Below are 14,788 nucleotides of genomic sequence, written 5' to 3' on the forward strand. Positions count from 1 at the left end.
TCATGACAACTCCTTCGGGTCCTGTGGTGTCGCATCGTTTTCGTGTCGGTCTCCTTGCGGGTGCCTTTTCTTGCCTGATGCTCAGCGCCGCCCAGGCTGGTCATCCGCGCGTCGAGGACTGGCAAGGCCAGTACACCTGTGGTCAGGGCCTGACAGGCCTGACCTTGGCGATGACAACGGACCTCTCTGGGCAGGTCCAGGCGCTCTTCCACTTCTACGGCATTCCGCAGAACCCGACCGTGCCGGATGGCTGTTTCATGATGTCCGGCAGCGTCCAGGCACGCCATCTCGTGCTCCTGCCGGGTGAGTGGCGAAAGCACCCTGCGAACTACGTCTCGGTCGGGCTGACCGGAGACTTTGGCGCGGACGAACGTCTCGCCGGCACGATCACCGGCCCCGGCTGCACCGTTTTCATGCTGAGCCGGGTTGCGCAGGCGCCCGTGCTGGACGATTGCGGCTCCGCCATTTCATAGAGGTCACGCCTCGCGCGCGCCTGGTTTTGCGCTATCCTTACCGGCGGCAGCCGTGAAGGAATGGACATGGGATACGCGCAGGACGGCGTCTGGCACACCGGCTGGTACGACACCAAGGCGTCCGGCGGTCGTTTCATGCGAACGGAGGCGCAGTTTCGCAACTGGATCACGCCGGACGGCGCACCAGGGCCGAGCGGCATAGGTGGCTTCGCGCCCGAACCCGGTCGCTACCACCTCTACGTGTCGCTTGCCTGCCCTTGGGCGCATCGGACGCTGATTATCCGTGCTCTGAAGGGGCTGGAAGCGCTTATCCCGGTTTCGGTGGTGAACTGGATCATGCTGGAGCGTGGCTGGACCTTCGATCCCGCGCCCGGTGTCGTGCCCGATCCTCTCGGGGCGGAGACGATGTTCGATATCTATAAGCGCGCCGAAGCTGGGTATTCTGGCCGGGTGACGGTGCCCGTGTTGTGGGACCGCGCCGGCGGCACCATCGTCAATAACGAGAGCGCCGAGATCATCCGCATCTTCAACAAGGCCTTCGACGGCGCCGGCGCGCGTGCCGGCGATTATTATCCGGCGGCACTGCGGCCTGAGATCGACACGCTCAACGCGCGGATCTACGACACCGTCAATAACGGCGTCTACAAAGCCGGATTTGCGACCACGCAAGCGGCCTATGAGGAAGCGGTCAGGCCGCTGTTCGAGACGCTGGATTGGCTGGAGGCGCGTCTCGCCACACGGGACTTTTTGTGTGGTAGCCGCGTGACCGAGGCCGATTGGCGCTTGTTCACCACGCTGCTGCGCTTCGACCCCGTCTATGTCGGGCACTTCAAGTGCAACCTGCGTCGGCTGATCGACTATCCCAATCTGTGGGACTACACGCGCGCCCTATTCCAGGCGCCGGGCGTGGCCGAGACTGTGAACTTCCAGCACATCAAGGGCCATTATTATCAGAGCCATCCGACCATCAACCCGACCGGGGTCGTTCCGGTAGGTCCTGTGCTGGACTTCGCGGCACCCAGCCGTCGCGTGGTTCCCCTCGGCTGAATCTCGGTCCGCTCCTTATTGCGTCTTCATGTCATCTTAATGGGGTGCGTCTAACATTGGCTGTAATAGGCGCCGCCCTCGTCGAGGCGGATAAGGTCGGGAAGGTCTTCGGATGAGCGAAACAACTCTGTCTCTTGATGCGATCGGGCGCCAGACCGGTACCGACAAGGCGTCATCCGGTCACAACTACCTGGCTTTCTATGAAAGGTTCTTCGGCGCGCTGCGACTGGAGCCGATCAAAATCCTGGAAGTCGGTGTTTTGCAAGGCGCATCGCTAAAAGTATGGGAGCGCTATTTCCCTAACGCGACCATTATCGGGGCTGACATTGAACCAAGCACCGCGCGCTTCAAAAACGCGCGGATCAAAATGAAGATCCTAGATCAGTCGAACATTCAGAACCTGGTCGATCTCGGCGTCGAACATGGCCCCTTCGACATCATCATTGAAGATGGCTCGCATCTTTGGGAGCATCAGATCACGACGCTGAAGACCCTGTTCCCGTTTCTGAAGAACCACGGCTATTATGTGGTGGAGGATTTGCAGACCAATTACGGCCCCATGGCGGCTGACTATCAGGGACATGCAACGATCAGCTGCATGGAATACCTCAAGCAGCTCGTTGATCTTCGCGTGTCTCATGGCCAGACCGATATTGCGAAGGTGGAAGATCCTTTCCTGCGCACTTATGGCAGGTCCGTGGGATTCATGGTCTTCACGCAGCACGCCTGTCTTCTTGAAAAGAGCCTAGATCCGCCCGCCAAGCCGCCGACCTTCGCGAGCTTGCCGCTGGTTGCCACGGAAGGCGGCTTGCCGCCGACACCTTATAGATTGATGGCGCATGTCGGGCATTTCGGGGATTACACAGACAACGGTTCCGGCTCGATCAGCGTGGATGATTCAGGCCGGAGCTTCGTCCAGGGATTCATGATCTCCGGTCCCGCCGCTCTGGAAAACCTCGTCCGCTATCGTGCACGGCTGGCTTACGGGACCTGGACCGCATGGGCTCACGCAAACATCTTCGTCGGTACACGTGCCGTGCAAACGGATCTCACGGGCCTCTCCGTCGAGCTGGTCGGCGATCTTCGTGCCAAATACGATCTCATCGTAGCGGCAGCCTTCTCCGGCTCGAACGACATCGTGGTTGCCGGCAGCGGTGAGGATTGCGTTTCCACACCGCAATCCTTTCTGCGAGGGATCCAACTCATGTTCAGGCCGCGCAGTACCACGCCGGGCGCTTCTTTGCCGGCCGATCCGCAATCGTCGCGATCGTTGAGCGTGGCGGGCCTCAAGGATCTGGCGCGCTAGCCAGCGTCTAAGGCGTGCCAACCAAAGCAGCGGAATAGGCCGGTGGGGTCGTCAGCAGAAACTGAGCTGCCTGCATATCGAGTGACGACCCCAGTGCCGCCGGACAGGCATCGCGAATTTCGAGCACCTTGTTGAGCGCAATCCCCGGTCGCGCGGACCGTGATTGCCGGATTGCGTCGCCCATCGGCTGCTGCCCATCGGCCAGGGATTGCAGCGCGGTCTCCACGCTGTCCGTGCTGCCGCTCGTGCAGATCTGCGGCATCACGCCCAACCCCTGCAGCGGCCAGCCCAGGGGCGCCAATAGACGCGCCCAAGTAACGAGTAAGTCTCCGCCATCGGGGAGGGAGGTCGCGCTTTGGACCAGACCTTTGCCCAAGGTTGCGCTGCCAACTACGACGCCGCGATTGTTGTCTGCCAGCGCCGCCGCCAAGACTTCGGCCGCGCTCGCCGTGCGTCCATCCACCAGCACCACCAAGGGCAGGCCGCCGGCAAGATCGCCGTTTGAGGCGCGCCAGAGTTGGTCGGCCGCCGGATTGCGGCCCATCGTGCTCGCGATCGTGCCGCGATCGATCAGGCTGTCCGCGACCGAGACTGCTTGATCGAGCAATCCGCCCCGATTGCCGCGTAGATCCACCACAAGGCCGCGTGGGGCAGGTGGCTTACCCAGCTCATCCATCACGGTTTGCCGGAAATGCGCGGCGGTCGTCTGTTGAAAGGCGGAGATCTGGATGACCAGCATGGGGCCTTGGCGGGCCGCAAACACGGTTTCCGGAACGATGGCGGTTCTGATGACCGAGATCGTCTGCGCGCGTCGATGGTGAGACAGAACTTCCAACGTCATGACGGTGCCGGCCGCGCCGTCGAGCGCCATGCCGAGATCATCGGCGGTTTCGCCACGGGTCGATTGGCCGTCGATGGCAAGGATCTGGTCGGCCACAGCAAGCCCCGCAGCAGCGGCGGGGCCGTTCGGGTCGATCGTTGCGATCATTGTGCCGTGCCTGCGCACAACGAGCGTGAAACCGACGCTCGCGGGTTGTTCGTTATCGGCACGCGTGCCGGGCGGAATGTAGCGGGAATAGGGGTCGAAGTGGTTGAACAACTCGTCGAAGAAACTCGTCACCACGCCGGTAGTTCCAGCCTCGGCGATGGCGGGTGACACCTGCGTCGCGCGACTGCAGAGCTGCGCCGCGACAGCGCCCCAGCGGGCGGCATCCTCCGCCAACGGCAGCGGCGCTGACAGCGCAACCTGATTGCGGTCGATCAGCGCGATGCCGTCCGCGCTCATCGTGGGTCCGACGGCGGGGTCGAGCGCCGTCAGGCCGCGCAAACCCCACAACGTCAGCTTCGCCATCGGAATGGCCGTCAGAGTGCGTGGCGCCATGAAGGCGAAGGCGGCGGCATAGACGTTGCCGGCCATGACCGGGTTCCAGGTGGTCTGCGCTTCAGCACTCACCGGGCAGGTGAGCAGCACCAGGACAAGGACGGCGCTGCGCCTCACCGTCGGGCCGTGCGGGATTGTCGGCCGCCGCTCGCGCGCCGGTCATCGTCAGGCTTTGACCCTTGGAGGATTTGGAACAGAAGGCCGCCGGTCAAAGGCCGCGCCTCGGCGAGCCGAACCTCGACCCGCTGGGCCAGATGAAAGACGATCCGCGTGCGTTTTCCGCTCAGACTCTGCGTCGGCTCGTCATGCATCCAGAAGTCATCAGGCAGAGCGGAGAGCGGAACCATTCCACTCGCACCAGTGTCACTCAGTGTGACAAAAATTCCGAAGCGCGTCACACCGGAAATGCGCGCATCAAATATGCAGCCGATCTTGTCGGCCATGAAGGCGGCGAGATAACGGTCCGTCGAGTCACGCTCCGCCTGCGCGGCGCGTCGTTCGGTGACCGTAATATGCTCGGCGGTGTCTTCGAGGCGCGCAGCATCCTCAACGGTCAAGCCGTCCGGCCCGAGACCGAGCCCCAGGATCAGCGAGCGATGCACCAGCAGATCGGCATAGCGGCGAATGGGGCTGGTGAAATGGGCGTAGCGGGTCAGCGCGAGGCCGAAATGGCCGATATTCTCGGGGCTATAGGCGGCCTGGGATTGGCTGCGCAACACCGCGTCGTTGACCAAAGGCGCTTCCTCGGTGCCAGCCACCTGGGTCAGCACCGCATCAAGGTCACGCGGGTGGATCTGGTCGCCAGCGGGCAGGCTGATGTTCATACCATGCAGATAGGTACGAAGGCCTTCGAGTTTGATGTCCGACGGGGGCGCATGCACGCGATAAACCACAGGTTTTCGCAGCCGCTCCAATTCCTCGGCGGCCGCGATGTTCGCGAGCACCATGAATTCCTCGATCAGCCGATGGCTGTCGAGGCGCGGGCGCTTATGCACACCCGTGATGATGCCGGCAGAATCCAGCGTCACTTTCCATTCCGGCAAGTCGAGATCGAGTGTGCCACGGCGGCGCCGCGCGTCCAGCAGCAACTGGTACGCTCCGAAAAGGTCACCCAACGGCAGGCCCGGCGTCTCGCGCTGCGTGTCATGCACCTCCTGCACCTCCTCATACGTGAGGCGGGCGGCACTGCGCATGATGCCACGGCCGAACCGGTGGGAGGTTTTGCGGCCATCGCTGCCGATATGCATTTCGGTGAACAGGCAGGCGCGGTCTTCCATCGGCCGCAGACTGCACCAGCCGTTCGATAGCGCCTCGGGCAGCATCGGCACGACGCGATCGGGGAAATAGACGGAATTGCCGCGCAGCCGCGCCTGACGGTCGAGCGGGCTGCCTGTCTGCACATAATGGGCGACATCTGCGATGGCGACGATCAGGCGATAGCCATCGCCCTCCGGCACGGCGAAGACGGCGTCATCGAAGTCCCGCGCATCGGCGCCGTCGATTGTCACCAGGGGAATGTCGCGCAGATCCTCGCGTCCCTCGGGTCCCACGCCGCGCGCCTGGGCGGCTTCGGCCAGGACATCGTCGGGGAAGGTATCGGGAATATCGAGTGAGGCGATCACCAGCAGGCTGACAGCGGCTGCACCTTCGGAGGAGCCAAGGCGCTCGACGATGCGAGCCGGTTTGAGGCCGAGGCCGCTATGGGGCAGGGGCTCGGCCCGGACGATGTCACCGTCTTCGGCCTCGCCTTGCTCGCCGGCCGGCACGACCCATTCGGCCTTGATCTTCTTGTTCGTGGGTTCGATCCGCATCACGCCGCCTTTGCTGCGGAAGATGCCGATGACGCGGCCGACGGTGCCTTCAATGCGTTTGAGGGTGCGGCCTTCGAATTTGCGCGCCGTCTTGGGATCGCCGATTGGCTTGATCCGCGCCAGCACCCGCGCCCCGGGCGCCAGCGCGGGCTGGCCGCGCGCCTCGGGTTGCATGAAGATGGTGGGGGATGGGCCTTGGCCGCGCCAATCCACCAGCCGGCCGATGGCATCGCCCTCGGTATCGATACCGGTGATTTCGACGATCACCGCTTCGGGCATGGCACCAGGCTTGACGGAGCCGCCGCGCGCCGGGCCGCCAGGTGCGGTGAAGCGCTTATGGCCGGCGGGCGCGGCTTCGCCGACCTGCGCCATCTCCTTCAGCGTCGTGCGCATCGCGATGCGATGTTCCGGCCCCAAGCCGAAGGCGCGCATCGCCTCGCGCTTGCCGACCCGGCCTTCGGCGCCGGCGAGAAAGTCACGGATCTGCTCTCGGCTCGGGAAGGGCCGTTCAGCGATCGGTGTGAGGTCAGCAGGTTTTGCTTTGGGTTTTTTGCGCGCCGTTTTCATGGGGCGGAGACGCCGCCGCTGCTAGTCGGCCGCTTCGCGGCGCGGCGTCTTGGCTGCGGGCTTCTTCACCGGCTTGGCAGCCGCTTTCTTCTTCGCGGGCGGCTTTTTTGCGACAGCCTTCTTCACTGGGGCCTTAGCGGGAGCCTCAGCTTTGGCTTTAGCGGGCGCCTTTTCCTTGGCGGGCTTAGCCTCCTTCGGCGCGGCCGCTTTCTTCGCTGGCGCTTTCTTGGCCTTACCCTTGGTGCCCGGACGCGGCTTCAACTCCTTGCCCTTCTCGGCGAGCAAGGTCACGCCTTCGTCCAGCGTGATGTCTTCCAGCATCACGCCGCGCGGCAGGTTCGCGACCGTCTTGCCGTGCTGCACATAAGGGCCGAACCGACCCTTCTTGACCATGACGGTATCGCCGTCCTTGGGATGGGTGCCGAGCGTGCGCACGCCGGCCAGCTTCTTGGCCAGCAGATCGACGGCGCGATTGACGCCGACGCTCAGCACATCGTCGTCCTTGTCGAGCGAGGCATAGACCGAGCCCATGCGGATATAGGGGCCGAAGCGCCCGATACCGGCTTCCATCGGCTCGCCGCTTTCCGGGTGGCGCGCAATCAGGCGCGGCAGCGTCAGCAGGCCGAGGGCCTGGGTCAGCTCGATCGTCTCGCCGTCCACGCCGCGGGGCAGCGACATGCGCTTGGGCTTTTCCTTCTTGGCCTTCTTGTCGTCCGACGGCGGTGGCGGTTCGCCCTGCTGGACGTAGAGGCCGTAGGGGCCACGGCGGACCGTGATCTCCTCGCCGGTATCGGGATGGCGGCCGAGGGCGCGCATCCCTTCCTTCAGCGTCTCCTCACCGTCCTCCCCCGTGACGGCGAGGCGGCGGGTGTACTGGCAGGCGGGATAGTTGGAGCAGCCGATGAAGCTGCCATGGCGGCCGAGCTTGAGGCCGAGGCGACCGGTTTGGCAGGCCGGGCAAAGGCGCGGATCGGCGCCATCCGCCTTCGGCGGGAAGAAATGGGCCCCGAGATCGTCATCAAGGGCGTTGATGACGTCCGAGATCTTGAGGTCCTTGGTGCCGTCCACGGCTTCCGAGAAATCGTGCCAGAAGGCACGCATCACGGCGCGCCAATCGGCCTTTCCGTCCGAAATCTCGTCGAGCTTTTCTTCCAGGGAGGCGGTGAATCCGGGGTCCACGTAGCGCTTGAAGAAGCTGGTGAGGAAGGCGGTCACCAACCGGCCGCGATCCTCCGGCACCAGGCGCTTGGCATCGAGGCGCACATAGTTGCGGTCGCGTAGCACCGAGAGGGTGGAGGCATAGGTAGACGGCCGACCGATGCCGAGTTCTTCCATCCGCTTGACCAGCGATGCCTCGGTGAAGCGCGGCGGCGGCTGGGTGAAATGCTGGCTGGCCTTGACGCCACGTCGGCTGAGGGGATCGCCTTCCGACATAGCCGGCAGCACGCGCGCCTCATCATCGTCATCCGCCTGATCGTCGCGATCTTCGCGATACAGCTTCAGGAAGCCGTCGAAGGCGAGCAAGGAGCCATTGGCCCGCAGGGTGGTCTTTTGGCCCGCAGGCGTGGTGGGATCGGCCATATCGACGCTGACCTGATCGAACTCGGCCTGGCTCATCTGGGACGCGACGGCCCGCTTCCAGATCAACTCATACAGCCGCGCCTGATCGGGGCTGAGCAAACGCATGACCGAATCGGGCACGCGGCTGACATCGGTCGGGCGGATCGCCTCATGGGCTTCCTGCGCATTCTTCGCCTTGGTGCTGTATTCGCGCGGCGCGGCGGGCAGGTAATTGCCGCCGAAAGCGTCCTTCACATGGTCACGAATGGCATGCACGGCTTCCCGCGCCATCTGCACGCCGTCGGTGCGCATATAGGTAATGAGACCGACGGTCTCCCCGCCGATCTCCATACCCTCATACAGCTGCTGGGCGACGCGCATGGTCTGCTGCGCCCCGAAGCCGAGTTTGCGGCTGGCTTCCTGCTGCAAGGTCGAGGTGGTGAAGGGCGGGTTCGGGTTACGGCGAACGCGCTTGCGCTCGATCGCACTGACCGAGAAATCACCGGCCTCGACGGCCGCCTCGGCGGCCTTGGCGGCGGCTTCGTTCGGCAGATCGAATTGTTCGAGCTTCTTGCCCTGAAGATGGGTCAGGCGGGCGTTGAAGGGCGCGCCGGCCGGCGTCGCCATCATCGCTTCGATCGACCAATATTCCCGCGCCCGGAAGGCCTCGATCTCGGCTTCGCGCTCACAAACTAGGCGGAGCGCGACGGATTGCACGCGCCCGGCGCTGCGGCTGCCGGGCAGCTTGCGCCACAGCACGGGAGAAAGGGTGAAGCCTACCAGATAGTCCAGTGCGCGGCGGGCCAGATAGGCCTCGATCAGCGGCTGATCCAGGATGCGCGGCTTCTTCATCGCCGTGGTCACGGCGCTGCGGGTGATTTCGTTGAAAGTCACGCGATGGACCGTGACGCCCTTGAGTGCCTTGCGATCCTCCAGCATCGCCCGGACATGCCAGGAGATGGCTTCGCCCTCGCGATCCGGATCGGTGGCGAGATACAGGGTGCTGCCGCTCTTCAGGGCCTTGGCGATGGCCGAGACCTGGCGGCTACCGCGCTCGTCTGACTCCCAGTCCATGGCGAAATTGTCATCGGGCCGAACGCTGCCATCCTTGGGCGGCAGGTCGCGGACATGCCCGAAGCTGGCGAGGACGGTATATCCGCCGCCAAGATACTTGTTGATGGTCTTCGCTTTGGCAGGGGATTCGACGACGACGACGTCCGACATGGTCTTCCTGAAAATGCGCTACCCGCCTCGATGCGCAATCAAAGCCACACGATTGCCGGGCATCGACTCGATGAAGCCACCGAGTTCAAGGTCCAGCAAGGCGGCCAATAAGGCGGCTTGTGAACTGAACTGGCAGTGTCGAAGCAGATCGTCAACCGATGTCGGGGCCGGGCTGAGCAGTTGCAGCACGGCCTCGCGTATTTCGACGGCCTCCCCAATCGCGGGTGCGGGCGCCTCCGCGAGGTGCGTGGGTGCGTCCGCGAGGGTTTCGGGGCGGCGGAAGTCATCCGGTCCGGCGGGCAGATGGGCCAGAATATCCTCCACGGTTTCCGTGAGCTGGGCACCTTGGCGGATGAGATCGTTGGAGCCGTGGCAGCGCGGATCGAGCGGCGAGCCGGGTACGGCGAAGACCTCCCGGCCGCCTTCCAGGGCCAGCCGCGCCGTGATCAGGCTGCCGGAATGGCGGGCGGCTTCCACCACCACCACGCCGAGACACAGGCCGGCGATGATGCGGTTGCGGCGCGGGAAGTGCCGCGCCTGCGGTTCGGTGCCCATCGCGGCTTCCGTCACCACCGCGCCGGTCGCGGCTATCCGCGCCTGAAGCGCCTCATGCTGGGGTGGATAGGGTCGGTCGAGCCCGCCGGCGGCTGCCGCGACCGTCACGCCGCCGGCCTCCAGCACCGCCTCATGCGCCGCACCGTCCACGCCACGCGCCATGCCTGAGATGACCGTCATGCCATGACCCACCAGGGCGGCCGCGAGGCTCGCTGCGATGCGCTGTCCGTTGAGGGAGGCGTTGCGGCCACCGACGATGCCGACGCTCGGCGCCGACAGGTGGCGCGCGTCGCCGAGCAGGCTGAGCACTGGCGGCGCATCCGGCAGCAGGGCCAGCAGAGGCGGATAGGCGGCCATATGCGACATCAGGAAGGTGCCGCCCAGGCGGTGGGTGCGGGCGACCTCATCCTCGATCGCGCTTTTGCTCGGCACCGGCTGGCCCGCGCGGCCGGCGGCACGCGCGAGGCCCGGCAGCGCCTCCAGCGCCGCGACGGGATCGCCAAAGCGGGCGAGCAGGCGGCGATAGGTGACCGGGCCGACCCCCTCCGTTCGCGCCAGCCGCAGCCGGGCAAGATCGGAGGGGTTGAGACTCATGTCGCGCCGATGCGCGGTTCGGTGCCAGCGAGCAGGCGGCGGATATTGGCGTGGTGCCGCGCCAGGACGAGGATAGCGACGATCAGCGCCAAGATGGCATGGGCCGGGCCGCCGAAGATCCAGGCGAGGATGGGCGACAGGATAAAGGCGAGCAGGGCGGAGGCGGAGGAGATGCGGGTGAGCTTCGCGCCCAGCAGCCAGATCACGCACATCAGCGCGCCCGCCGGCCAGCAGGCGGCGAGCGCCACGCCGATGCCGGTCGCGACCCCCTTGCCGCCGCGAAAGCGCAGCCACACGGGGAACATATGGCCGATCACGGCAAAGCCGCCCGCCCATAGGCCGGCGGTGGGCACGGTGTGCAGGAGGGCGATATTGGCCGCCAGCAGAACCGCAACGGCACCCTTGCCGCCATCCAGCAGCAAGGTCGCCGCCGCGAGGCCCTTGCGGCCGGTGCGCAACACATTGGTGGCGCCGATATTGCCCGAGCCGACCTTGCGGATATCGCCCGCGCCGCCGAGGCGCGTGACGATCAACCCGAAGGGAATGCTCCCGAGCAGATAGCCGAGAATGACGGCGGCGATCGGGAAATGGCTCATCCGAACACCCGCTTGCCGGCCTTCCAGGTGCCCAGAACACGGCCCTCGACGGCGCGACCATCGAAGGGCGTGTTCTGGGCCTTGCCCGGCATGCGCCCGGCTTCGATCTTCCAGGCGCGGTCGGGGTGGAATAGGCAAAGGTCCGCAGCGCTGCCCTTGCCCATCCGGCCCTGCGTCAGGCCGAGCACGCGGGCCGGCCCCGCCGTCAGCAGCTCTATGGCGCGGGGCAGGGTGATGGCGCCGCCATGGAATTGCGCCAGGGTGATCGGCAGCAGCGTCATCAGCCCGGCGCCGCCGGCCGAGGCCTGGGCAAAGGGCAGCCGCTTGTCGTCCGCGTCACGCGGCTGATGGTCCGACGCTACGGCATCGATCGTGCCGTCCACCAAAGCCGCGACCACGGCGCGGCGATCGGCATCGGTGCGCAGCGGCGGAGAGAGCTTCGCATAGGTGCGGAACTCCCCGATGGCGATTTCATTGAGATCGAAATAGGGGGGCGCGGTGTCACAGGTCACGGCCAGCCCTTCGGCCTTGGCACGGCGGATGAGCTCGATCGCCTCGGCGGTCGAGACATGGGCGAAGTGGATGCGCCCGCCGGTGAGGCGCACCAGCGCCACGTCCCGCGCCACCTGGATCGCTTCGGCCGCCGCCGGGATGGCGGGCAGGCCCATGCGCGTCGCGAGTTCGCCCTCGGTCGCGCAGCCGCCTTCGGACAGGCTTGGCTCCTCGGGGTGCTGAATGATCAAGCCGCCGAAGCCCCGCGCATAGGACAGAGCGAGGCGCATCATCCGCGCCGGGCCGATGGTGCGACCGGCATCGGTGAAGCCGACCGCACCCGCCTCATGCAGCAGGCCAAGCTCGGCGAGCTGCTCGCCGGCGCAGCCGCGCGTGACGGCGCCGTACGGCAGAATGGTGACGCTGCCGGTTTCCTCGCCGCGCGCCAGCAGCAGGCGCACCAGGGCCGGATCGTCGATGGCGGGCAGGGAGTCCGGCAGGGCCACCAGCGTGGTGATGCCGGCCGCGGCGGCGGCCCGCGCGACCGACGCGATGGTTTCGCGGTATTCGCGGCCTGGCTCACCCAGTTCGACGCGCATATCCACGAGGCCGGGACACAGCACGGCGCCATCCGCCGCAATCGTCTCTGCATCCTCAGCGGCGAGGCCCGTGCCGATGTCGGCGATCAGCCCGCCGCGAATCAGTACATCCGCAACACCGTCGAAGCTGCTGGCGGGGTCGATCACCCGTGCGCCGGCGATCAGCGTATCCCGCAACCCGGTCGAGACCAGCGCGTCCATCAGCGTCGTGCTCCCGCTGTGTAGTTGGAGGTGCGCGACAGTCGGTCGAGCACGGCCATGCGCACGGCGACACCCATTTCGACTTGTTCGCGGATCACGCTATGGGCGGGATCATCCGCCACGGCGCTGTCGATCTCCACGCCGCGATTCATCGGCCCCGGATGCATCACCAGCGCATCCGGCTTGGCGACCGCGAGCTTTTCCGCATCCAGCCCATAGAAGCGGAAATATTCACGCGAACTGGGGACGAGGTTGCGTGTCATACGTTCTTTCTGCAATCGTAACATCATGACCACGTCCGCGCCGGCCAGTCCAGACCGCATGTCATGAAAGACCGTGACACCCAGTTCCTCGATCGCCGCCGGAATGAGGGTCGGCGGCCCGACCACGCGCACCGAACTGCCCATCGCATTCAGCAGATGGATGTTGGAGCGGGCGACGCGCGAATGGCCGATGTCGCCGCAAATGGCGATGGTCAGCCCTTCCAGCTTGCCGCGATGGCGCCGGATGGTCAGCGCATCAAGCAGCGCCTGCGTCGGATGCTCATGCGTGCCGTCCCCGGCATTGATCACCGCCGCCTCGACCTTCTGGGCGAGCAGATTGGGCGCGCCCGATTGGTCGTGCCGCACCACCAGCAGATCGCATTGCATGGCGTTGAGCGTGGACGCGGTGTCGAGCAGCGTCTCGCCCTTCTTCACGCTGCTGGTGGAGACCGACATGTTCAGCACATCGGCACCCAGCCGCTTGCCGGCAAGTTCGAAGCTGGTTCGTGTGCGCGTGCTGTCCTCGAAGAACAGGTTGATCAGCGTCCTCCCACGCAGCACATCCCGCTGCGTTTTGCCGGAGCGGTTGAGCAGCGCGTAGCTCTCCGCCAGATCGAGCAGCTCTGCGATCGTCGTGGGCGCAAGACCTTCGATGGCAAGGAGGTGGCGCATTCAGCTCTCCGATGGCGGGGCGGTGGCAGCCGCGATCCGGGCAAGGCTCTCCGCCCGCCCGAGCGTCGCGAGTGTCGCGTCGATCGGCGGGCTCGTGGTGGTGCCGGTCAGCGCCGCGCGCAGCGGCTGCGCGACCTGGCCGAGTTTCTTGCCCGAGGTTTCGGCGAAGGCGCGCAAGGCGGCATCGACGCCGGCGGCCGAGAAATCGGTCTCCGCGAGATGGGGCGCCAGCGACGCGAGCATCACGCGGGCCTCATCGGTCATGATCACGCTCGCCTTTCCGTCCATGGAGAAGGGCAGGCGGCGCGCAAGGAAGGACGCCGAGGTCGCGAGTTCCACCAGCGTCTTGGCGCGTTCCTTCAGCGCTGGCATCAGCGCGGCGATGCGCGCCTCGGCCGCCTCGTCCAGCACCAGGCCGGGCTCCTCGGCCAGACGCCGCATCACATCACGGGCGAGCCGGGCATCCTCCGCCTGGCGCAGCCAGACGCCGTTGAGATGGGTAAGCTTGGCATAGTCCATGCGGCTGGCCGCACGGCCGACGCCACCCAGGTCGAACAGCGCAATCGCTTCGTCGCGGCTGAGGATTTCGGCATCGCCATGACCCCAGCCGAGGCGCAGCAGGTAATTGCACAGCGCCTCGGGCAGATAGCCCTCGCGCTCGAATTCCAGCACGCTCACGGCGCCATGCCGCTTGGACAGCTTCGCGCCATCTGCGCCATGGATCAGCGGAATATGGGCAAAGCGGGGAAGCGCCCAGCCCATGGCGTTGTAGATCATGACTTGGCGGAAGGTATTGGTCAGGTGGTCGTCACCGCGAATGACATGGGTGATGGCCATGTCATGGTCATCGACCACCACGGCGTGCAGATAGGTCGGCGTGCCGTCGCTGCGCAGGATGATGAGGTCGTCCATCTCCGCATTGCCGACGCGGACCGTGCCCTGGACCAGGTCATCGACTTCGGTCACGCCCTCGCGCGGCGCCTTCAGGCGAATGGCCGGCTTCACGCCGGCAGGGGCCTCGGCGGGGTCGCGGTCGCGCCACCTGCCGTCATAGCGCGGCGGCCGGCCTTCCTTCATCGCCGTCTCGCGCATCTCCTTCAGCTCCTCCGCCGAGGCGTAGCAGCGATAGGCGAGGCCCTTCTCCAGCAGCGCCCGCGCGACCTCGGCATGCCGTGCCTCGCGGCTCGACTGATAGACCGGCGCCTCATCGGGCTGGAGGCCGAGCCAGTCGAGCCCCTTGAGGATCACTTCGGTCGCTTCCTGCGTGCTGCGCGCGCGGTCGGTATCCTCGATCCGCAGCAGGAACTGGCCGCCGTGATGGCGGGCGAAGAGGTAGTTGAACAGCGCCGTGCGGGCCCCGCCGATATGCAGCAGGCCGGTGGGGCTGGGGGCGAAACGGGTGCGGATGGGAGAGGTCGAAATCATGGCGGCTGCTTAGAGCATTTCG

At 65.8% G+C, this 14,788-nt stretch carries 11 protein-coding genes; 3 read left to right on the forward strand and 8 right to left on the reverse strand.

The window, feature by feature from the left end:
- Positions 1 to 2: 2 nt before the first annotated feature.
- The 3 genes from QP803_RS05540 (at position 3) to QP803_RS05550 (ending at position 2,826) form a co-directional block, all read left to right on the forward strand.
- Positions 3 to 473 (forward strand): hypothetical protein, encoded by a 471-nt coding sequence (locus QP803_RS05540; RefSeq protein WP_284946757.1) that lies wholly within the window; start codon positions 3 to 5, stop codon positions 471 to 473.
- Positions 474 to 539: 66 nt separating this feature from the next.
- On the forward strand, positions 540 to 1,520 hold the full coding sequence (locus QP803_RS05545; RefSeq protein ID WP_284946759.1) for a glutathione S-transferase family protein: 981 nt from the start codon (positions 540 to 542) through the stop codon (positions 1,518 to 1,520).
- A gap of 112 nt (positions 1,521 to 1,632) precedes the next feature.
- Positions 1,633 to 2,826 carry a class I SAM-dependent methyltransferase gene (locus tag QP803_RS05550; protein WP_284946760.1) on the forward strand — a complete coding sequence of 398 codons (1,194 nt, stop codon included), beginning with the start codon at positions 1,633 to 1,635 and terminating at the stop codon, positions 2,824 to 2,826.
- A gap of 7 nt (positions 2,827 to 2,833) precedes the next feature.
- Here QP803_RS05550 and QP803_RS05555 read toward each other — a convergent pair whose 3' ends face one another.
- The 8 genes from QP803_RS05555 to gltX are packed head-to-tail and all read right to left on the reverse strand — an operon-like array spanning position 2,834 to position 14,766.
- Positions 2,834 to 4,324: a S41 family peptidase gene (locus QP803_RS05555; RefSeq protein WP_284946761.1), complete on the reverse strand. Its 1,491-nt coding sequence runs from the start codon at positions 4,322 to 4,324 to the stop codon at positions 2,834 to 2,836.
- A complete protein-coding gene (gene rnr / locus QP803_RS05560) occupies positions 4,321 to 6,585 on the reverse strand; it encodes a ribonuclease R (RefSeq protein WP_284946762.1) in 2,265 nt (754 codons plus the stop codon). Before rnr ends, QP803_RS05555 begins: the two co-directional genes overlap by 4 nt.
- A 21-nt stretch (positions 6,586 to 6,606) precedes the next feature.
- Positions 6,607 to 9,369 (reverse strand): type I DNA topoisomerase, encoded by a 2,763-nt coding sequence (gene topA / locus QP803_RS05565; RefSeq protein WP_284946764.1) that lies wholly within the window; start codon positions 9,367 to 9,369, stop codon positions 6,607 to 6,609.
- An 18-nt stretch (positions 9,370 to 9,387) separates the two neighbouring features.
- Positions 9,388 to 10,518, reverse strand: a complete 1,131-nt coding sequence (gene dprA / locus QP803_RS05570; RefSeq protein ID WP_284946765.1) for a DNA-processing protein DprA — start codon at positions 10,516 to 10,518, stop codon at positions 9,388 to 9,390.
- Positions 10,515 to 11,114, reverse strand: a complete 600-nt coding sequence (gene plsY / locus QP803_RS05575; protein WP_284946767.1) for a glycerol-3-phosphate 1-O-acyltransferase PlsY — start codon at positions 11,112 to 11,114, stop codon at positions 10,515 to 10,517. The genes dprA and plsY overlap by 4 nt, the downstream gene beginning before the upstream one ends.
- Positions 11,111 to 12,406 (reverse strand): dihydroorotase, encoded by a 1,296-nt coding sequence (locus QP803_RS05580; RefSeq protein WP_284946768.1) that lies wholly within the window; start codon positions 12,404 to 12,406, stop codon positions 11,111 to 11,113. Before QP803_RS05580 ends, plsY begins: the two co-directional genes overlap by 4 nt.
- Complete coding sequence (locus QP803_RS05585; RefSeq protein ID WP_284946769.1) at positions 12,406 to 13,341, reverse strand: aspartate carbamoyltransferase catalytic subunit; 936 nt, start codon at positions 13,339 to 13,341, stop codon at positions 12,406 to 12,408. The genes QP803_RS05580 and QP803_RS05585 overlap by 1 nt, the downstream gene beginning before the upstream one ends.
- Complete coding sequence (gltX, locus tag QP803_RS05590; RefSeq protein ID WP_284946770.1) at positions 13,342 to 14,766, reverse strand: glutamate--tRNA ligase; 1,425 nt, start codon at positions 14,764 to 14,766, stop codon at positions 13,342 to 13,344.
- Between the last annotated feature and the right edge of the window lie 22 nt (positions 14,767 to 14,788).

The organism is Acidisoma sp. PAMC 29798, assembly GCF_030252425.1.
Lineage (GTDB): Bacteria > Pseudomonadota > Alphaproteobacteria > Acetobacterales > Acetobacteraceae > Acidisoma > Acidisoma cladoniae.

Bases quoted from the DNA above. Each gene is read 5' to 3' on its own strand.
- QP803_RS05540 (WP_284946757.1), top strand. From the start codon at position 3: ATGACAACTCCTTCGGGTCCTGTGGTGTCGCATCGTTTTCGTGTCGGT.
- topA (WP_284946764.1), bottom strand. From the start codon at position 9,369: ATGTCGGACGTCGTCGTCGTCGAATCCCCTGCCAAAGCGAAGACCATC.
- plsY (WP_284946767.1), bottom strand. From the start codon at position 11,114: ATGAGCCATTTCCCGATCGCCGCCGTCATTCTCGGCTATCTGCTCGGG.
- QP803_RS05580 (WP_284946768.1), bottom strand. From the start codon at position 12,406: ATGGACGCGCTGGTCTCGACCGGGTTGCGGGATACGCTGATCGCCGGC.
- QP803_RS05585 (WP_284946769.1), bottom strand. From the start codon at position 13,341: ATGCGCCACCTCCTTGCCATCGAAGGTCTTGCGCCCACGACGATCGCA.
- QP803_RS05545 (WP_284946759.1), top strand. From the start codon at position 540: ATGGGATACGCGCAGGACGGCGTCTGGCACACCGGCTGGTACGACACC.
- gltX (WP_284946770.1), bottom strand. From the start codon at position 14,766: ATGATTTCGACCTCTCCCATCCGCACCCGTTTCGCCCCCAGCCCCACC.
- dprA (WP_284946765.1), bottom strand. From the start codon at position 10,518: ATGAGTCTCAACCCCTCCGATCTTGCCCGGCTGCGGCTGGCGCGAACG.
- QP803_RS05550 (WP_284946760.1), top strand. From the start codon at position 1,633: ATGAGCGAAACAACTCTGTCTCTTGATGCGATCGGGCGCCAGACCGGT.
- rnr (WP_284946762.1), bottom strand. From the start codon at position 6,585: ATGAAAACGGCGCGCAAAAAACCCAAAGCAAAACCTGCTGACCTCACA.